This is a genomic window from Streptosporangium fragile, from assembly GCF_039534445.1.
Lineage (GTDB): Bacteria > Actinomycetota > Actinomycetes > Streptosporangiales > Streptosporangiaceae > Streptosporangium > Streptosporangium fragile.
Window position 1 is genome coordinate 1 of the sequence record NZ_BAAAVI010000012.1, and the last position, 19,638, is coordinate 19,638.

General features: G+C 73.9%; 15 protein-coding genes. 9 read left to right on the top strand and 6 right to left on the bottom strand.

Annotated elements, in window-relative coordinates:
• The 4 genes from ABD841_RS10245 to ABD841_RS10260 form a co-directional block, all read right to left on the bottom strand.
• Positions 1-1,886: ATP-binding protein (locus tag ABD841_RS10245; RefSeq protein ID WP_344970075.1), on the bottom strand; the 1,886-nt coding region annotated here is incomplete at its 3' end.
• Between the two features lie 565 nt (positions 1,887-2,451).
• Complete coding sequence (locus ABD841_RS10250) at positions 2,452-4,056, bottom strand: prenyltransferase/squalene oxidase repeat-containing protein (RefSeq protein WP_344970077.1); 1,605 nt, start codon at positions 4,054-4,056, stop codon at positions 2,452-2,454.
• A 55-nt stretch (positions 4,057-4,111) separates the two neighbouring features.
• Positions 4,112-5,086, bottom strand: a complete 975-nt coding sequence (locus ABD841_RS10255; RefSeq protein ID WP_344970078.1) for a terpene synthase family protein — start codon at positions 5,084-5,086, stop codon at positions 4,112-4,114.
• Positions 5,076-6,035: a polyprenyl synthetase family protein gene (locus ABD841_RS10260; protein WP_344970080.1), complete on the bottom strand. Its 960-nt coding sequence runs from the start codon at positions 6,033-6,035 to the stop codon at positions 5,076-5,078. The genes ABD841_RS10255 and ABD841_RS10260 overlap by 11 nt, the downstream gene beginning before the upstream one ends.
• Positions 6,036-6,552: 517 nt before the next feature.
• Here ABD841_RS10260 and ABD841_RS10265 point away from each other — a divergent pair.
• The 6 genes from ABD841_RS10265 (at position 6,553) to ABD841_RS10290 (ending at position 13,171) form a co-directional block, all read left to right on the top strand.
• Positions 6,553-8,433, top strand: a complete 1,881-nt coding sequence (locus ABD841_RS10265; RefSeq protein WP_344970082.1) for a 1-deoxy-D-xylulose-5-phosphate synthase — start codon at positions 6,553-6,555, stop codon at positions 8,431-8,433.
• Positions 8,430-9,386 (top strand): 4-hydroxy-3-methylbut-2-enyl diphosphate reductase, encoded by a 957-nt coding sequence (locus tag ABD841_RS10270; protein ID WP_344970084.1) that lies wholly within the window; start codon positions 8,430-8,432, stop codon positions 9,384-9,386. The genes ABD841_RS10265 and ABD841_RS10270 overlap by 4 nt, the downstream gene beginning before the upstream one ends.
• An 86-nt stretch (positions 9,387-9,472) precedes the next feature.
• On the top strand, positions 9,473-9,625 hold the full coding sequence (locus tag ABD841_RS10275) for a hypothetical protein (protein ID WP_344970086.1): 153 nt from the start codon (positions 9,473-9,475) through the stop codon (positions 9,623-9,625).
• 57 nt (positions 9,626-9,682) lie between these two features.
• Positions 9,683-10,831, top strand: coding sequence for a flavodoxin-dependent (E)-4-hydroxy-3-methylbut-2-enyl-diphosphate synthase (gene ispG / locus ABD841_RS10280; RefSeq protein WP_344970087.1), 1,149 nt, complete (start codon positions 9,683-9,685; stop codon positions 10,829-10,831).
• A complete protein-coding gene (locus tag ABD841_RS10285; protein ID WP_344970088.1) occupies positions 10,828-11,745 on the top strand; it encodes a UbiA family prenyltransferase in 918 nt (305 codons plus the stop codon). The genes ispG and ABD841_RS10285 overlap by 4 nt, the downstream gene beginning before the upstream one ends.
• A gap of 52 nt (positions 11,746-11,797) precedes the next feature.
• Positions 11,798-13,171: a cytochrome P450 gene (locus tag ABD841_RS10290; protein ID WP_344970090.1), complete on the top strand. Its 1,374-nt coding sequence runs from the start codon at positions 11,798-11,800 to the stop codon at positions 13,169-13,171.
• A gap of 23 nt (positions 13,172-13,194) precedes the next feature.
• Here ABD841_RS10290 and ABD841_RS10295 read toward each other — a convergent pair whose 3' ends face one another.
• Complete coding sequence (locus tag ABD841_RS10295; protein ID WP_344970092.1) at positions 13,195-15,438, bottom strand: WD40 repeat domain-containing protein; 2,244 nt, start codon at positions 15,436-15,438, stop codon at positions 13,195-13,197.
• A gap of 54 nt (positions 15,439-15,492) precedes the next feature.
• Positions 15,493-16,362, bottom strand: coding sequence for a UbiA family prenyltransferase (locus ABD841_RS10300; RefSeq protein WP_344970093.1), 870 nt, complete (start codon positions 16,360-16,362; stop codon positions 15,493-15,495).
• A gap of 427 nt (positions 16,363-16,789) precedes the next feature.
• Between ABD841_RS10300 and ABD841_RS10305 the strand changes: the two genes are divergently transcribed.
• From ABD841_RS10305 to ABD841_RS10315, 3 genes are read left to right on the top strand one after another with little or no spacing between them, the layout of a single operon-like run.
• Complete coding sequence (locus ABD841_RS10305) at positions 16,790-17,863, top strand: type III polyketide synthase (protein ID WP_344970095.1); 1,074 nt, start codon at positions 16,790-16,792, stop codon at positions 17,861-17,863.
• 6 nt (positions 17,864-17,869) lie between these two features.
• Entirely contained in the window at positions 17,870-18,430 is a 561-nt protein-coding gene (locus tag ABD841_RS10310) for an isoprenylcysteine carboxyl methyltransferase family protein (protein ID WP_344970096.1), read from the top strand.
• On the top strand, positions 18,427-19,440 hold the full coding sequence (locus ABD841_RS10315; RefSeq protein WP_344970098.1) for an NAD(P)/FAD-dependent oxidoreductase: 1,014 nt from the start codon (positions 18,427-18,429) through the stop codon (positions 19,438-19,440). Before ABD841_RS10310 ends, ABD841_RS10315 begins: the two co-directional genes overlap by 4 nt.
• Positions 19,441-19,638 lie beyond the last annotated feature (198 nt).

Below are 19,638 nucleotides of genomic sequence, written 5' to 3' on the forward strand. Positions count from 1 at the left end.
GCCGCCTCGGCGTACGCCCTGGGCCCGGCCTCGACCGCGTGGTGGGCGATGACGGTCACGTCGGTGCCGGGCCGGGCCGACAGGGCGGCCATGACGTCGCGGTGGACGGCCGCCCTGCGCAGCGGCGGGATGTCGCGCACGAGGGTCTCGCGGATCAGGTCGTGGGCGAAGGCCATCCGGTCGGTGTGGGCGACGGCCAGCCCGGCCCGCACGGCCCGGTCCAGCAGGTCGTAGACCTCGCCCCCGCCGATCTCGGCGACCTCGGCGACGACCGCGGGGTCGAACTCCCGGCCGATCACCGCGGCGATCCCGAGCACCTCGCCGGTCCGCGCCCCGAGCGCGCCGACCCGCTGGCGGATCAGCTTCGCGACCGCGTCGGGCACCGCGTCCAGGGGGCGGCCCTGGGCGAGCAGGCGGACGCTCTCCCGGACGAAGAACGGGTTCCCGCCGGTACGCGCGGTGAGCGTGTGGGCCGTCGGCTCGTCCAGGTCCATGTCCATCTCGCCCGCGATGGCTCGCACCTCGCGGGCGTCCAGGCCGGTGAGGCTCAGGCGGAGCAGGTCGTAGCCGGCCAGGCGGCCGAGCAGCTCGTCCGCCGACAGCCCGGCCACGCCACCGTGGACCACGTCCGGGGGAACGGCCCCGTGCCGGAACACCATGTCGCGGAAGGCGGTGACCAGGGTGAGAGAGGGGCCGTCCAGCGGCCCGCCGAGGAGGACGATCAGGTCTCTGAGCAGTTCCAGCGAGGCGGGGTCGGCCCAGTGCAGGTCGTCCAGGATGATGACCAGGGGCTGGTCCCGCGCCGCCTCGACCAACCATTGGGCGACGGCCTGGTTCCGGCGGAGCAGCGCGCCCTCGGTCGCCTCGGAGGATGCCCGGTCGTCCAGCAGACCGGCCAGGGCTTTCCGGTCGGGCGGCGGGAAACGCTGGGCGAGTGCGCAGAGTACCTGCGTCCACGGCCACAGCGGGGGCGCTCCCTGGGTGTCGTGGCATCGCCCCCAGAGCACCAGGTTTCCCCGGTCGGTGCAGTGATCGCGGAACGTCTCCAGCAGGAAGGTCTTGCCCATGCCCGGCTCGCCGCTGACCGCGGCGACGGCCATGCCGCTCATCGCCGCTCGGGCCGACAGCCTGCTCAACTCCGTGAGTTCCCTCTCCCTGCCGTGCAGAGCCCGCTGCGGAGCGGAGAGCGTCTGGGACACGAGAGCAGCGGCGACGTTGACAGGTTCGAGCGAATCGACCTGCCGGAGGATGTCGTCTTTCAGCGTCTGCAGTTCGGGACCGGGATCCAGCCCGAGCTGGTCGGCCAGGAGGTCGCCGGCGTCGCGTAGCACGGCGAGCGCGTCGGCCTGGCGGCCGGTGCGGTACAGGGCGAGCGCGAGCAGGCACCACAGCCGCTCGCGGAGCGGGTTGGCGGTCGTTTCGACCTCCAGTTGCGGGATCACCGCCTGCGGGCGGCCGAGGGACAGGAGGGCCTGGGCGCGCCGCTCGATCGCGACCAGGCGCAGCTCGTACAGACGGTTGATCTCGGTGATCGCCCATGTCTCGTCGCCGAACTCGCCGTAGGGCACCCCGCGCCAGAGGCGTAACGCCTCGTCCAGGCAGGTGAGCGCCTCCCCCGGCGGGCGGAGCTCCGAGCGGTTCACCAGTTCGGTGAAGCGGATCGCGTCGACGTCCGTGGCGGCCAGCAGGTAGCCGGGTGGCTGCCCGATGAGCAGCCGGGGCGGCGTCCGCGGGCTCCGGCCGGGCTCGATGACCCGGCGCAGGTTGGAGATGTACGACTGCAGCGTCGGCAGAGCGGACACCGGCGGCGCGCCGCCGTACAGATCGTCGATCAACGTGTCGGTGGAGACCACCGCCCCTTGAGCGACCAGAAGCCGTGCCAGCACGGTACGCGGACGCCGTCCGCCGAGATCGATAACGGTTCCATCATCATCGTGTACTTCCAGAGGGCCGAGAACCCGGAACTTCACCGGACCACCTAAACTCGGCACAACCGCAAGATCGTCACTGAAGACCATCCCCCGGCCGTGTGGCAGATACTGTCAGTAACGCGGTGAAGGGTGATCTTCCTGGGGTTTTCCCTAAGATCACCCCTGCAACCGAGACGATAGGTGTCCGTCATTTCCAGGCTCGTCCGCCGCCCGGGGGATATCGGGGCACATAAAATCACCCTTACGGGTGATGCGCTCCCTGTTTGAGGGAGTTCCTCAACCTCGGAAAGAGGCACTGAGTGCCGGAAGTGGCCTTTGTGAACCGTGGGACGTCCGGCCGGCGCTCCGGCGCCGGCCGGACAGGAGGTGACGGCGGCCGCACCGGTGAGGTTCGCCCGCGGGAATCCGCGCGTCCCGGCGCCGGCGGCGCGGGGATCGGCCGCATGCCCGACGGATGCCGGGGATGGCGGACTGCGACGGAGCCCTCCGGGGCTCGGGGCCTGCCGTGTGCCGCTTCACCTCACGCGGCGTGCTCCCCGACGAGGTGCAGGGCGGCCAGCCGCGCGGCCTCGCAGATGGCGACGGGCGTGTAGAGGTCCTTGTCCTGCCACAGGGCCGGGTGCCGGCCGGCGTCCTGCCTGCGGAGGAAGGCGCCGCCCCGGGCCGCGGCTCGCCGGGCTTCCGCGTCGGCCCGTCCATGCCGGGTGCGCAGCAGGATGTGAACGGCGTATGCGGTCTCCTCGCCGGTGCCACCCCATATCCCCCAGGAGCCGTCGGCGTTCTGGGTGGCGAGGACCCAGTCGATGGCCCGCAGCACCGCGCTGTCGGCGTGACCGCCCGCCATCCGGTCCAGGGCCAGAGCACAGTGGGAGGTCGCGTAGTAGGGGGAGGCGTGCCACTTGTCCGTCCAGGAGCCGTCCGGGTGCTGAACTCCGACCAGCCACGAGGAGACCTTGTCCATCGCGGCGCGGTGGCGGTCGGCATGGCCGGGTGCCCGCCTGGCGTGCTCCCCGAACGCCTCGAGGACGTGGGCGTTCGCCGTCGGCGACGGGGTCCGCTCCCCGAGCCAGCAGCAGAAGTGGTCGTCCAACTCGAACTCCCACAGGCAGTCCGGGCTGCGCGGACGGCCGACCCGGGACAGGAGGGCCAGCGCCGCGCTCGTGGTGTCGGCGTCCGGGGGCAGGCCCGGTGCCCCTCCCAGCGCGCCTGCGTCCAAGCGGTCTTCCAGGCCCGCGATGAGGGACGGCGGAACGCGCACGTCGATACCGGCTCCGATCAGGGTCCCCACGGTCCAGATCCGTTCGAAGGCCGTGACCGGCAGGACACTCGGCACCGCTCCCCCGTGGGGAGCCGCCGCGGCGTGGAGATAGGCGATGGAGGGGCCGAACCTCAGGGTGTCCGGCTGGGGGCCGAGCCATGCCGCCGTGGCGGCCGGGGAGCAGCAGACGGCACCGGCGACGGGCCGGACCGACCCGGCGGCGCCCGCCAGGCCACCCAGGACCTCCAGGGAGTGCCACAGCTTCGCCGGGATGTCCCCGCCCCCGCGCAGGTGCGCCCGAACCCGGCCCAGCGTCTCGGGGTCCGCGGTCCTCGGCGAAGACAGGCGGGCACCGGAGCCCCGCGCGTCGAGACCGGCGATCGGATCGTGCGTGAGGCGATCGAGATGCGCGTTCACCTCCGCCACCAGCGCCGGCGCGATGAGTTCCGCCGCCACCGTGTCCGGGAGGGGTACGGAGCCGCCCCGGTCCGGCAGCGCCAGCAGGGCGGACAGGCCCCGGCCGGCGGCGGCCGCCAACTTCCCGTACTCGACGCCCGAGGGGTCGGGAAGCGCCCGCGACTGCCATCGGCGCAGGGTGGTCAGCAACGCCTCCGTCGCGCTCAGCGTCGGGATGAGGGCGTACCCGCCGGGGGCGCCCCACGTGCCGTCGGGGTGCTGGGCGCGGAGAAGGAAGCCGAGCCTGCCGCCGAGACCCGGGAGCCAGGGAGCCAGCGTGGTGACACGGCTGGTTTCGTATACCGAAGGCGATATCTGTCCCCGGGGGTGGGCCGTCAACCCGGCCACCACGTCGTCCGCGGCGGACGGCGCGACGTGTGTCGCGAGGGGGGAGGATACCTCATCCATCATGCATGTCCTTCGTCGTATGAGCGCGTCGTGAGATGCGCGATCACGGCGGGCATGTTCAGCCGGTGTGACCCGCGGCGAACCGCTGGTACATGCGGACGCCCCAGACCAGGTGCCGCTCCAGGGCCAGGGCGGGACCGGGACGGTCCGGATCCAGCGACCGGAGCCGCGCCCGGCAGCGGTTCAGGTGCTCCGTCAGCAGCCCGGTGAGATCCCGGGGAGACAGCCCCAGGGCGAAGGCGTCGAGAATGCCCTCGGCCTGCTCGCGCTCGTGCCCGCGCGCGTCGTTGGCCAGCCGGAGGGCGATCGAGGCGTCCTGCAACGGCTGCCGTAGGGCCGGGAGCCGGGCGGGAAGGTCCGGTTCGTCCATGGCCGACCACGCCGCCGCAACGATCATCCCCAGGCCGATACTGCCGCCGGCGTGGCGCAGATACTCCTCGAACGACGGCGGCGTCCCCCCGTTCGCGACGGCGTCGGCGGCCTGCCGTTCGAAGCGTGTGCCCACCAGGGAGGCGACGGCGGCCTGCTGCCACCAGGGGTACACGGCGGCGGACGACGGCCCGCCGTGGACACGGTCGCGGATCTCGGCGAGCGCGAGCGCCAGCGGGTCATCGGTCTCGGGCGCCTCGCCCTGGACGATCGCCAGGTAGCGTGCCACGCCGTCCGCCACGGTGGCCGAATCACTGCCGGGACCGTCCGACCAGGCATCGAGCGCGAGCAGCCAGGCCGCCGTCTGAGCGACCGGGTAGCAGGCGGACGCGGACAGCCAGGGCGTGCCGTTGGCGGCGGTCAGACAACACAGCGGCGCCGTGCCCGGGTCGAACGGGGCACCCAGCCGCTCGGCCCATCCGCGCATGCGGCCGATCAGCTGGACGGTCACGACCCCCGTGTCCGCCGCCGCCACAATCTCCAGCGACCGGTGTGCCTCCGCCGGATCGGCAGCGGTCACCTCCAGGCCGAACCACCGCGTGTCCACCGGGCCGACGGCGGGAACCGGCCTCGCCCGGGTGACCCCGCTCACATCAGTGGTCACGGTGTACCGCCCAGGACGCGAACAGGCGGAGATCCTCGCACCGGGCGGGTGCCAACCCGGCCCGGTCCAGGCAGGCCAGGGCCATGCCGACCTGGCGCTCCGCCTCGGCGTCGACCGCGGTCCGGCCGCCGGCCTGCTCGATCAGATCGGCCATCAGCGCGCATTCCCGCTCGGCCGGCCGGTCCGCCCGGCGGTACATCTCGGCCAGGCGCCGGCCCGCGTCCCCGGGATCGGCCAGGGCCGCGAGAACGGGGAACGTCTTCTTGCGTGCCGCCACATCGCTCCCCACCGGTTTGCCGGTGCGCTCCGGGCGGCCCCAGATCCCCAGCACGTCGTCGGCGCACTGGAACGCGATCCCGAGGTGCCGGCCGAACAGCTCCAACTGCCCGGCCTGATCCGGCGACGCACCACCCAGGAGCGCCCCGAGCGCGCAGGCGCCCCCGAGCAGCGCCCCGGTCTTGTCCTCGGCCATCGACCGGTACTCGTCGACGGTGACGTCGTTGCGGCTTTCGAACGCCACATCCTCGCTCTGCCCGCGCATCAGATCCGCCATGGTGCGGATCAGCGTGCCGAGCGCGGTCGCGTTGCCGGCCTGGCCCAGCACCTGCAGCGCCAGCGCCCACAGCGCGTCCCCGGCCAGCACGGCCGCGCCCGTCCCGAACCGCACCCAGGCCGCGGGCCGGTGCCGCCGCATCCGGTCGCCGTCGATCACGTCGTCGTGCAACAGGGAGAAGTCGTGCACCAACTCCACGGCCACGGCCCCCGGAACCGCATGGCGCACGTCCCCGCCGACCGCGCGGGCCGCGGCGAGCACCAGCGCCGACCGCAACGCCTTGCCCCCGCCCGCGGAGCCGCTCGACCAGCCGGAGTGGTACTCCACCACCCGGCGCACCCCGTCGGGAAGCCCCGACACCGCCTGACGGATCGCCGGTCGTACCAGTTCGTCCACCTCACGCGCGGTGACGAGGGACGGAAACCGGACGCCGGATCGCAGGTCACGCGCTCGCGGGTCCGGTATCTCGCCCAGAACATCGGAGGATAGGGTTCTGCCTGGCTGAGGTGACATCGGCGGTCTCCTTCAGGAGCGGCCCCGTCTGGCGCGGAACCGGGTGAGTCAGACCCGGTCACGCTGACTTACCGTCCTTGTCAACCACTTGGGCCACCTGTGAATGATCAGTCTCGGCCCCTCCGGCGGGCGCGGTGACCGGCCGTGCGGCGTACGTCACCACGTCACCGGCCGTCCCGGGGCCGGAGACCCCCGGGACGGCCGGACCCCTTCCCCGATCACCGGGCGATCCGGTTCCCACACCCTCAGATGATCATCGGCAACTGCCTTCAATCAGGTCACAAGTGGTGGGAGCGAGCGTGGGCGGACCCGAATCGCTCACCTTCGCGGTCCGGGCGGGACGCCTCACCCGCGGGCGTCCCCGCCGGCGGGGAGGGAGCTGAAAGGAAGACATGCGATCGTGTTGGCCGATATTCGTTCACCTCGCGACCTGAAGGATCTGACACCCGAGCAGCTCGTCCCGCTGAGCGCGGAGATCCGTTCGTTCCTGGTGGAGGCGGTCTCGCGCACCGGCGGCCATCTGGGGCCGAATCTCGGCGTGGTCGAGCTCACCCTGGCACTGCACCGGGTCTTCGACTCCCCACGGGATCACATCCTGTGGGACACCGGCCACCAGGCATACGTGCACAAGCTGCTCACCGGCCGACAGGACTTCTCCCGATTACGGCGCCGGGACGGCCTGTCGGGCTATCCCAGCCGGGCCGAGTCCGCGCACGACCTCATCGAGAACTCCCACGCCTCCACCGCGCTGTCCTACGCCGACGGCCTGGCCCGGGCCTACCGGCTGCGCGGCCAGAGCGACCGCGCGGTGGTCGCGGTCATCGGGGACGGCGCGCTGACCGGCGGCATGGCCTGGGAGGCGCTGAACAACCTCGCCGCGGCCCGCGACCGGCCGGTGGTCATCGTGATCAACGACAACGGGCGCTCGTACACGCCGACCGTCGGAGGGCTCGCCGAGCATCTGGCCGCGCTGCGGGCCGGCGGCGAGCGCCGGGCGCCGTCGCTGTTCGAGAACCTGGGTCTGGCCTACCTCGGCCCCGTCGACGGCCACGACATCGCCGCGCTGGAGGCGGCGCTGCGCGCGGCCCGCGCGGCGGGCGGTCCGGTCGTCGTGCACTGCCTCACCCACAAGGGGCGCGGCTACCGGCACGCCGAGGACGACCCCCTGGACCGTTTCCACGGCATCGGCGTGATCGACGCCGCCACCGGCCGCCCCGCGACGGCGGCGGGTGCCCCGCGCACGTGGACGGCGGTGTTCGCCGAGGAACTGGCCCGCCTGGGAGACGAGCGCGCCGAGGTGGTGGCGCTGACCGCCGCCATGCTCCACCCCACCGGTCTGGATCGGTTCGCGCACGCCTACCCGGACCGGGTGTTCGACGTGGGCATCGCCGAGCAGCACGCGGTCACCTGCGCCGCCGGTCTGGCCGCCGGCGGGCTGCATCCCGTGGTGGCCGTCTACGCCACGTTCCTCAACCGGGCCTTCGACCAGGTCCTGATGGATGTGGCGCTGCACCGCGCGGGAGTGACGTTCGTGCTGGACCGGGCCGGGGTGACCGGTGAGGACGGGCCCAGCCACAACGGCATGTGGGACCTGTCCGTCCTGCAGGTGGTGCCCGGGCTGCGGCTGGCCGCGCCGCGCGACGCCGCGCAGCTGGGAGCACAGCTGCGGGAGGCGGTGGAGGTGACGGACGCGCCGACGGTGCTCCGCTTCCCCAAGGGCGGCGTGGGCCCCGACGTGCCGGCCGTGGACCGGATCGGCGGGCTGGACGTGCTGTATCGCAACGCCGCGTCCGGCGGGCACCGTGAAGCGCTGGTGGTGGCGGTGGGCGTGATGGCCGCCGTTTGCGTGAAGGTCGCCGAGCGGCTCGCCGCGCACGGGGTGGGGGTCACCGTGGTCGACCCGCGCTGGGCCAAGCCGCTCGACGCGGCGCTGGTGTCCCTGGCCGCACGCCACGACCTCGTGGTGACCGTCGAGGACGGCGTGCGCGCCGGTGGTGTGGGCGCCGCGCTCGCCCAGGCGGTGGGTGACGCCGGCCTCGACGTGCCCTGCCACAACGCCGGCATCCCGGCCGCGTTCCTGCCCGTGGCCGGCCGCTCCGAGTTGCTGGAGGAGATCGGCCTGAGCGCCACGGCGCTGGAACGGGAGATCCTGCGTCTCCTCGCCCACCGGACGGCCGACCCGCGGCGGACGGCGGAGAACGGCCTGGCCGTTTCGCGCATCCGACCCCCCGCCGTCGCCGGAGTGAACGGCCTGAAGCCGGAAAGAGAGGTACGGGCATGAGCAGCCCCGGAAAGCGTGTCCTGCTGGCCAGCCCGCGCGGGTACTGCGCCGGTGTGGACCGCGCGGTGCAGACCGTGGAAAAAGCCCTGCAGGTGTACGGGCCACCGGTCTACGTCCGCAAGGAGATCGTGCACAACCGGCACGTGGTCGAGACCCTCACCGCCCGCGGCGCGATCTTCGTCGACGACAACGACGAGGTCCCCGAGGGCGCCACCGTCATCTTCTCCGCCCACGGCGTGGCCCCCCAGGTGCACGCCTCGGCCGCGGCACGCTCCCTGAAGACCATCGACGCCACCTGCCCGCTGGTCACCAAGGTCCACCACGAGGCCCGCCGCTTCGCCGCCGCCGGCTACGACATCCTCCTCATCGGCCACCACGGCCACGAGGAGGTGATCGGCACCACCGGGCAGGCCCCCGACCGCATCCGCGTCGTCGACGGCCCCGACGACGTGGCCACCGTCACGGTCCGCGACCCGGCCAGGGTGGCCTGGCTGTCGCAGACCACCCTGTCGGTGGAGGAGACGCTGCAGACGGTGGACCGGCTCAGGGATCGCTTCCCCCTGCTGCAGTCTCCGCCCAGCGACGACATCTGCTACGCCACGCAGAACCGGCAGCAGGCGGTCAAACAGATCGCCCCCTCCTGCGACGTGATCATCGTGGTGGGCTCACGCAACTCCTCCAACTCCCAGCGGCTGCGCGAGGTGGCCCTCGACGCCGGCGCCCGCGCCGCCCACCTGGTCGACTACGCCCACGAGATCAACGACGCCTGGCTCACCGGCGCGACCACCGTCGGCCTGACCGCGGGCGCCTCGGTCCCCGGCAACCTGGTCGAAGACGTGCTCGCCCACCTGGCCGGACGCGGCTTCGCCGACGTCACCGAGGTGACCGCCGCCCGGGAGACGACCGTCTTCGCCCTGCCCCAGGAGCTCCGCGCCGACCTGCGCACCCCCTGATCCTGCCCCGGCCCGGCCCCGCAGCTAGCGGCCCGGCCCCGCGACCCGGAAAACGGCACCCCGGCCCTCTCACCCCGGAAACGGACATGGACCTCTACCAGATCCCGGAAGTCCTGCACGACATCGACGCGCGCCCGGCGGCGGTCCTGACCGCCGTCAGCCTGCTCTGCCTACGGCCGCTGACCCGCCACCCGGCCCACACCCCCGCCCGCGACCCGCACCCGGCTCCGGCGTCATGACAGCACCGGCACCCACCCCGCACCCGATGATTCCCCCTTACCGGCAGGTGACGTTTCATGACCGTTGACCTCGGCATGCCCAAGCGCCCCGCGCCCGCGCCCGCACCGCTCGCCACGTCCCGGCGGCCCTCCCGGCGGATCATGGTGGGCCCGGTCCCGGTGGGCGACGGCGCCCCCGTGTCGGTGCAGTCGATGACGACCACCCCCACCGCGGACGTCAACGCCACCCTGCAGCAGATCGCCGAGCTGACCGCGGCCGGCTGCCAGATCGTCCGGGTCGCGGTGCCCTCCCAGGACGACGCCGACGCCCTGCCCGTCATCGCCCGCAAAGCCCGCATCCCCGTCATCGCCGACATCCACTTCCAACCCCGCTACGTCTTCGCAGCCATCGACGCCGGCTGCGCCGCGGTCCGCGTCAACCCCGGCAACATCAAGAAGTTCGACGACAAGGTCGGGCAGATCGCCCGCGCCGCCGCCGACGCCGGCGTCCCCATCCGCATCGGTGTCAACGCCGGCTCCCTGGACCCGCGGCTGCTGGCCAGACACGGCACCGCCACCCCCGAGGCCCTGGTGGAATCGGCCCTGTGGGAATGCTCGCTGTTCGAGGAACACGGCTTCACCGATCTGAAGCTCTCGGTCAAACACCACGACCCCCGCGTGATGATCGCCGCCTACCGGCAGTTGGCCGCCCGCTGTGACTACCCCCTGCACCTGGGCGTCACCGAAGCGGGCCCCCTGCTGCAGGGCACCGTGAAATCCGCCGTCGCCTTCGGCGTCCTGCTCGCCGAGGGCATCGGCGACACCGTCCGCGTGTCCCTGTCGGCCCCGCCGGTCGAAGAGATCAAGGTCGGCCGGCAGATCCTCCAGGCCCTGGGCCTGCAAGAGCGCACCCTGGAGATCGTCTCCTGCCCCTCCTGCGGCCGGGCCCAGGTCGACGTCTACCGCCTCACCGAGCAGGTCTCCGCCGCCTTCGACGGCTTTCCCATCCCTCTGCGGGTGGCCGTGATGGGCTGCGTGGTCAACGGCCCCGGCGAGGCCCGCGAGGCCGACCTCGGCGTCGCCTCGGGCAACGGCAAAGGCCAGATCTTCGTCAAAGGACAGGTCGTCGCGACGGTCCCCGAATCGCAGATCGTCGACGCCCTCATCGAGGAGGCGCTGAAGCTGGCCGACGCGGGAGCAGAGGACCAGCCGGAAGAAGGCCGATGACCGGGACATGCGAACACGCCGGGCCGCCCCACGCCCAAGGCATTCCCCTCCGACCCTGGGCCGTCCGTGAGGCCGTCCTGACCTGGCGTTTCGTCTACCGTGACCTCAGCAGCACGATCATCCCCACCTCGCTGTTCGTCGGCGCGGCGGCCGTCCATCACGGGCTTCCCGCGGGCCCGGCGCTGTGGGCCGCCGGGAAGAACGCGCTGTGGACGTTCCTCTACCTGTACACGTTCTGCGTGTCCAACCAGATCGCCGGGGTCGAGGAGGACCGCGCCAACAAGCCGGACCGGCCCCTGCCGAGCGGTCTGGTGACCACCGCGGGCGCCCGGCGCCGGTGGGGCGCGGCGATGGCCCTGTTCACGGTCGCGGGTTTCGCACTCGACGTCCTGCTCTGGACGCTCCTGTGGCAGGCCGTAACGATCTTTCATAATTTCGGCGGCTGGGGCCGCTGGGGACCCACGAAGAACCTGTGCATGGTTCTCGGCACGATCGCCCAGCTGGCGGCCGCCTGGACGATGGCCGGCCCGCTGGACGGCACCGCCTGGCGGTGGATCCTGGCGATCTCGCTGATCATCGCCGGTGCCGCGGTGCACATCCAGGACCTGCGGGACATGGCCGGCGACCGCCTGGCGGGCCGGAGAACCCTCCCCCTGCTGCTCGGAGAGCGGGCGACGCGACGCCACCTGGCGGTGGGGGTGGCGGTGATGCCGATCCTGCTCGCGCTCATCCTCTACGTACCCGAGGAAGACCACATCGCGGCCGCGGCCTGCGCCCTCGTCCTCACCGCCGTCTGCTGGACCATCGCCTGGCGGGTCGTCCGGCGGCGCACGCCCGCGGACGATCACCAGACGTACCTGCTCTACACCTACATGTTCTGCTACGTGCTCCTGAGCGGAGTCGTCGTTCTCTGACCGTCTCCGGGAGGTTCCCGCCTCCCGGGGCCACTCCTCGAAGGAGGATCGAATGCCCGTTCACGTCCACGCCGCCCAGCCGCTCCCGCGGACCAGGACCGTACCCTTCCACCGCCTCGTCCCGATGCTCGCGCGCGGCCCGCTGGACGCGCTCACGAAGATCGCGGCGGAAGCCGGCGGTGGAGTCGTCCGGCTCGATCTCGGGCCGTTCCGGCCCTACCTGGCGACCCACCCCGATCACGTGCAGCAGGTCATGCGGGGCAACTGGTCGAACTATGCGCGTGAGGGCATGTTCTGGCGTCCGCTCCGGCGTGTCCTCGGCACCACCATCATCGGGGAAGGACCCGCGTGGGAGTCCAGCCGGAAGATCCTCCAGCCCTTGTTCACCGCCAGGTATGTCGCGTCCCTGTCGGAGGAACTGGCGAAGACCATCACGAAATCAGTCGAGGATCTCGACGAAGCGGCCCTGTCCGGACGTCCCGTCGACGCCGCCGAGACGATGGCGCGCATCGTGAACAGGGCCGTCATCCGGGTGCTGTTCGGAGAGAAGATCTCTCACGCGGAGGAGGAACGCCTCACTCCGGCGCTCGACACCGCGGCCTCGTCGATGGGCTTGCGGCTGCTCATGCCGTTCTTTCCCTATTCGATTACGTTGCCGGGCGACCGCGCGGTGGCAAGGGCCACCAAGGTGGTGGACGACGTGATGTACTCACTGATCTCCAACGCGCGGGCCGAGCCCGATGACGGCACCGATGTCGTCTCCGCGCTGTGCCGGGCCCGTGCAGGCGGCCAGGAGGAGGACCGGAGCCTGCGTGACGACGTCGTCGGCGTCTACAGCGGGGCCACCGAGACGACGGCGATGACCCTGACCTGGCTCTGGCCGGTGCTGGACGACCACCCCGAGGTGTACTCCCGGCTCGTCGACGAGGTCGACCGGGTCGTCGGCGACGGACCGGTCCGCCCGGCCCATGTGCCGGAGCTGCGCTACACGAAGATGGTCCTGCAGGAGCTGCTCCGCCTGTATCCGCCGGCCTGGCTCTGGTCGCGGGAGGTCGTCGAGTCCGCCGACCTCGGCGGGGTGCGGATCGCGGCCGGCTCGCAGGTGCTGGTCAGCCCCTATGCCACCCACCGGCTGGACGAGCTCTGGGACCGCCCGCTCGACTTCGACCCGGAGCGCTTCTCCCCCGACGCCGCCACGCGCCGGCACCGCTACTCCTACTTCCCGTTCGGCGGCGGCCCGCACCAGTGCCTCGGCCAGCATCTGTTCTACATCGAAGCACCCTTGATCATCGCCGCTATCCTGCGCCGGTTCCGCCCGGTGGTACGCGGGACCGGACCCGTCACACCTTTCCCAGCCATAACGCTGCGCCCCAGGCGGAGGGTCGAGCTGGAACTCGTCCGACGCGTCCCGCCTCCGGCCGGATGACGACCACGGCCGGGCGGGCTCGCTCACGGCCGGGCGCGGGGCAGCGGAGGGCGGACGGCGGCCACCTCGGGGCCGAAGGCGACCAGGAGGAGGCCCCCGGGGGTCCAGGCGAGGGCGCGGACGGGTTCGGGGAAGCGGGCCGGGGGGCCGACGGGTTCGCGGGTGCGCAGGTCGAACAGGCGTACCTCACCGTACGGGAGCGCGTAGCCGCCGGTCGCGACGAGCGCGCGGCCGTCCAGTTCGGTCGCGGCCAGGGCGTAAACCTCCCGGGTGTCCAGGGGCGGGTCGAGCCGGCGGCGGTCGCGCAGGTCCCATACCCGGGAGGGCCCTCCGGTGCTGCCGGTCACCGCGACGGGCCGCCCGTCGAGAAAGACGGTCTCGACCACGTTGACCGTGCTCGCCGGGCGTTCCGGGCGCGGCAGCCGCTCACCGGTGCGCAGCACCCACAGGTCCACCGACCCCGCCCGGTCGCCGGTGAACACGACGGGCACGCCGTCCAGCTCGGTGACGGAGACCGCGGGGATTCCGGCGAAGGGACCGAGGGGCGGCCCGAGCGCCTGGCCGGTGCGGGGGTCGTGCAGGGTCACCCGGTTGCCCTCGGCCCGCTCGACCCGGACGGCGCGGTTCTCGTCCACCGGATCGACCGGGCCGGCCGGCTGCCCGGTCAGCGCGTCCCGGGTCAGCGTCCCGCCCTCTTCGTCCCGGCTCACCACCGTCGTGCGTCCGCCGCCCGTCACGACCGTGAGCTCGCACACCTCGGCCGCGTGGCCGGGCAACGGCCGTCCCAGCGGCTCGGGGAACTCCCCCGGATCGTCCGGCCAGGGCTCGCACGGAGGCTCGTACGCCTCGCGCGCCTGGAGATCCCAGACCCGCACCCGCCCGTCGGGGGCGCCCGTGACGAGCACCTGCCGGCCCCGCAGGGTGGCGCGGGCCAGTCCCCACGGCACGTGGGCGAACGGCAGGGGCGGGCCGACCGGCGCGCCGGAGCGGAGGTCCCGCGGCACGACCGCCTCCCCGTCGGTCACCACGGCCGCGCCTGACCACGCGGGCGGCGGGGCCGGGCCGTTCGCGGGCGACGGCGGACGGTCCGCGCGCAACCACCAGATCCTGCGCTCGCCCGACCTGCCGGTGGTGACGACGACGGGGTCACCGCCCGGCGGGACCGTCCGGCCGTCTCCGGCGGGACGGCTCCCGCCGGGCGGGGCCACACCGCCGAAGGTGACGAGGGGACTCCAGCCGAACTCGGCGAACCCGCCGAAGGTGACGGGATGACCGTCGAGCGCGGCCGTCTCGACGGACACCGCGTCGGCGTCGAGCAGCGGCGGCAGCGTCATGTCCCCGGTGAGCAGGTCGCGGATCTCCACGTCGCCCTCCCAGCCGGTGCTGACGACCGTCGCCCGTCCGTTCACGGTCGCGGTGGCCACGGCCGCGACACCCCCGGCGTGGCCTGTCAGGATCGATCCGAAGTGCTCTCCCGTGGCGGCGTCCCACACCTCCACCGTGGGCAGGCTCCCGCCGGGGTCGCGGCCGTCGGCGACGACCACGGGACGGCCGCCGACCTCCGCGACCGCCACCGAGGTCAGCCCCGGGGGCCGCCCGGGAAGCGTGAGCGTCCGGCCGATCCGCTCACCGGTCTCCAGATCACGCAGCCATCCCCGGTCCCGGCCGGTGGTCACGACGGCCGTCCGGTCGCCGACCGGGATCACCGCGTGGACCGTCGCCCCGTCCTGGACGCTCTCCAGCCACGACAGCCGCAGGCGCTCGTCGGTCCGGGCGCCGGTCGCCCAGACCGGACGCCAGGACGGGGGCTCCCGGGCCGGGGTGTCCGTCAGCGCGGCGAGGAGGCCGACCGCACCCCAGCGGGCGGCGTCCAGGCCGAGCAGCCACCGGCGTTCCCCGGGGTGGGGGGCGTGGGCGTCGAACGAGGTGCGGTAGACCGCCGCCGCCAGCCTGGCCTCCGGCCCGGCCTCGGGGCGGTCGGCCAGGTCCAGCCGGGCGAGCAGGGGCCACGGGTCGGCGTGGAGCAGGGCCTCCGGCTCCCAGGGGCGGGCGTCCGCCGCGGTGCCCGCCCGGCAGGGGTTCTCCACGGTGCCCGCCAGGGCAGGGGCGTCCTCCCGGGAGGCGGTGTCCTCCCGTGCGGAGGGAGCGGTGCCGTCCGGGGAGGGGGTGCCGTGGCGGGGACCGGTGCCGTTCCGGGGGCAGACGTCATCGCGAAGGCGGGTGTCGTCCCGGGGGCCGGTGTCGTCCCCGGCGTGGACGTCGGGCATGGGGGCTTCCGATCGGGTCGTCGTTCTCGTACGGACGTGCCGGGCGGGCACGGGTCAGGGCGCGGTGATGGCGGTACCGCGGGCGAGGAGCAGGATGACGTCGACCGCGGCCACGGCGACGGCCGCGGCGAAGGGGATCCGGGGCGAGCCCCGGCCGAGCGCGAGCCCGGCGGCGGTGAGGACCCCGGCCGTCGTGAGGGCGGCCCAGCTCCCCGCGCCCGGCGGCTCCCCGGGGCCGAACACGAGCAGGGCCGTGGCCGCCAGCAGCGGTAGCGGGACCAGCAGGCGGACGCGAGCGACACCGAGCCGCTGCGGCCAGCCCCGGACCCCGGTGGCGAGGTCCGCGGGAATGTCGGGGAGCACGTTGGCCAGGTGCGCCCCGCAGCCGAGCAGCGCCGCCGCCAGGACCGCCCACCAGGCGGGCCACGGGTGTCCCGGCAGGCCCAGGGTCACGAACCCCGGCAGCGAGCCGAACCCCACCGCGTACGGCAGCCACGACAGCGCGGTCGCCTTCAGCCCGAGGTCGTAGGCCCAGGCCGCGGCGACCCCGGTGAGGTGGACGGCGCCGGCCGCCGGGCCGGAGGCCAGGGAGAGCGGGACGCACAGCGCCGCGGCCACCACCGCGGCGGTCCACACCGTCCGGGCGCTCACCGCGCCGCCCGCGACGGGCTTGCCGGCGCGGCCCGCGGCGGCGTCCCGCCCGGCGTCGACCGCGTCGTTGCACCAGCCGATCGAGAGCTGTCCGGCCAGCACGGCCGCGCCCACCAGGGCGCTCCCGGCCGTGCCGCGCCCGCTCGCCGCGGCCAGCGCGGTCACCAGGGCGGTGACCGCGGCGGTCGGGCCCGGGTGGCAGGCGAGCAGCAGCCCCCGGGCAGCCCGGAGCGCGGTGCCGGGGTCCGAAGACGGGTGCCCGCTTGTCGTCATCGCTCGATGGTAGGCGGGACGCCCTCCGGCGGGGCGCCGCCTCGGCCCGCGGGGAAGGCGCGAACCGGGAAAACGCAGATCAAGAAAGCGCGGGCGAAGAAAGCGCGAAGCGAGGGAACGCGGGGTGAGGAGACGCGGGGCCGTGGGAAAGCGCGAGGCGAGGGAACGCGGGGCGGCAGGGCGCGGGCGGGGATCGCGCGGGAAGGCCGGGGAGGCTGCGGCCCGGACCTCGCGTGAAGCCACCGCGGACACCTCCCGTGATCGTGTTCGTGCCGCCCGCGGAACCGTCGTCCAGGCCTCCGGGGCCACCGACGGACCTGCCCGGCGGCCGCCGCCGGAAACGTCCCGGGCAGCGATCATGCATGTCGCACAGGCAGTTGGGCACAAGGGGGGTGTCCGTTGTTCGCGAGCCGGGGGTAGCCGCCAGATGACGCGAATCGCCGCAGTTCACGGTGTACTTCCTCCCCACCGCTACTCCCAGGCGGAGATCACCGACGCGTTCGCGCGCGCGTGCCTGCCCGAGGGGGCCGACCGGCGGCTGCTCGACCGGTTGCACGCCTCCGCGCGGGTGGACTTCCGCCACCTGGCGCTCCCCCTCGACCAGTACGCCAAGCTGGACGGTTTCGGGGCGGCCAACGACGCCTTCATCGAGACCGCCGTCGAGCTGGGTGCCGAGGCGGTGGGCGGCGCGCTGGCGGCGGCCGGGATCGCGCCGGAGGACGTGGACATGATCCTCTTCACCTCGGTGACCGGCCTGGCCGCGCCGTCCGTGGACGCCAGGCTGGCCGGTCGGCTCGGGCTGCGCCCCGACGTCAAACGGGTGCCGGTGTTCGGCCTGGGGTGCGTCGCGGGGGCCGCCGGGATCGCCCGTCTTCACGACTACCTGCGTGGCTGGCCGGACCACGTGGCCGTGCTGCTCTCGGTCGAGCTGTGCTCGCTGACCCTGCAGCGCGGCGACGCGTCCGTCGCCAACATGGTCGCGAGCGCGCTGTTCGGCGACGGGGCCACGGCCGTGGTCGCCTGCGGCGACGCGCGGCGCCCCCGGACGGGGTGTCCTCCCCGCGGCGGGCCCGCGGTGGTGGCCTCGCGCAGCCGCCTCTATCCCGGTTCCGAGGGTGTGATGGGCTGGGAGGTGGGCGAGACCGGCTTCCGGGTGGTGCTCGACGCGAGCGTCCCGGAGGTGGTGCGCGCCTACCTGGCGGACGACGTCACCGGTTTCCTCGCCGACCACGGCCTGGCCGGCGGGGACGTGACGGCGTGGGTGTGCCATCCCGGCGGGCCGAAGGTGCTGGAGGCGGTGGCGGAGACGCTCGGGCTGCCCGAGGGCGCGCTGGACCTCACCTGGCGCTCGCTGGCCGAGGTCGGCAACCTCTCGTCCTCCTCCGTGCTGCGTGTCCTGCGGGACACCCTCGCTCTGCGCCCGCCGCCCCCGGGGACGCCGGGGCTCCTGCTGGCCATGGGGCCGGGATTCTGTTCCGAACTCGTCCTGCTGCGCTGGTGAGGGCCCATGTCCTGGCACCTGTCGTCCTGGTACCTGCTCCTGGTGCTGCTCGTCGGCCTGGAGCGCGTCGCCGAGCTGGTCGTCGCCCGGCGCAACGCGCGCTGGAGCGCGGCCCGCGGCGGGGTGGTGCACGGCCGGGGCCACTACCCCTGGATGGTCGCCCTGCACACCGGCCTGCTGGCCGGGTGCCTGGTGGAGGCGGGCCTGGCCGGCCGGCCGTTCACGCCGGCGCTCGGCTGGCCGATGCTCGCCCTGGTGGTCGCCGCGCAGGGACTGCGCTGGTGGTGCGTCGCCGCGCTCGGCCGGCAGTGGAACACCCAGGTGATCGTCGTACCCGGCCTGCCGCTGGTCGAGCGCGGCCCGTACCGGCTGCGGTGGTTGCGGCACCCCAACTACGTGGCCGTGGCCGTCGAGGGCGCGGCGCTGCCGCTGGTGCACGGGGCGTGGATCACCGCGCTGACGTTCACCGTGCTCAACGCGGTGCTAATGGCGGTGCGGATCCGGTGCGAGGAGGCCGCGCTGGCCTCGCTCGCCCCCGCGACCGCCGCCGGGCGGGCCCCGGCATGATCGACGTCCTGGTCGCGGGCGGCGGGCCGGCGGGACTGGCCACCGCGGTCAACGCCGCGCTGGCCGGGATGGAGGCGGTGGTGGTCGAGCCGCGGCCCGTCCCGGTCGACAAGGCGTGCGGCGAGGGACTGATGCCCACCGGGGCCGCCGCGCTGCGCGCGCTCGGCGTGCGGGTGGAGGGCCGGGCCCTGCGCGGGATCCGCTACCTCGACGGGCGGCGGGAGGCCGAGGCGCCGTTCCGCTGCGGGCCGGGGCTGGGGGTGCGGCGGACGGCGCTGCATGCCGCGCTGGCCCTGCGGGCGAAGGAGCTGGGGGTCGAGATCGTCCCGGGGAAGGTGACCGAGGTCCGGCAGGACGGCACCGGGGTGGAGGCGGCGGGGCTGCGGGCCCGCTGGCTGGTGGCCGCGGACGGCCTGCACTCCCCGCTGCGCGCCCGGCTCGGGCTGGAGCTGCCCTGCCGCGGGCTCCGCAGGTACGGCCTGCGCCGGCACTACCCCGTGGCCCCGTGGACGGACTTCGTCGAGGTCCACTGGGCGGCGGACGGGGAGGCGTACGTGACGCCGGTGGGTGACGAACTGGTTGGGGTGGCGGTGCTGAGCTCGCGGCGGCGCGGCTACTCGGAGCACCTGGCGGACTTCCCTGAGCTGATGGAGCGGCTGCGGGTCCCCGCGGTGACCCCGGTGCGCGGTGCCGGGCCGCTGCGCCAGCGGGTGCGCGCCCGGGTCGCCGGGCGGGTGCTGCTGGTCGGCGACGCCGCCGGCTACGTCGACGCGCTCACCGGCGAGGGCGTGTCGCTGGCGCTGGCCTCCGCCCGCGTGCTGGTGGGCTGCCTGCGCTCCGGCGCCGCCGAGTCGTACGAGGCCGCCTGGCGGCGGCTGTCGTGGCGGCACCGGCTGCTCACCGCGGCGCTGGTGGGCACGCGCCGCTTCGGGCCGGCCGCCCGGTTGATCGTCCCGGCGGCCCGGCGGATGCCCGCCGTGTTCGGCGCCGCGGTGCGCGCCCTGGCCTAGGGAACCGGTGCCGAGGTCCGGTGGCACCGGGTGAGGTCATTCCGTTCCGGGCCCGGGGTGGGCGGCCGTGCCGCCGGCCGTCACGCGGCAGTTCTCGCACCCGGTAAAGCAGCCGCGGCAAAGGCCTGCGTGTTGCGGGGAGTTTCTTGAGACTGGTGTTACGCGCGCCCGGGAATCATCGGGGGATACGGAGAAGGC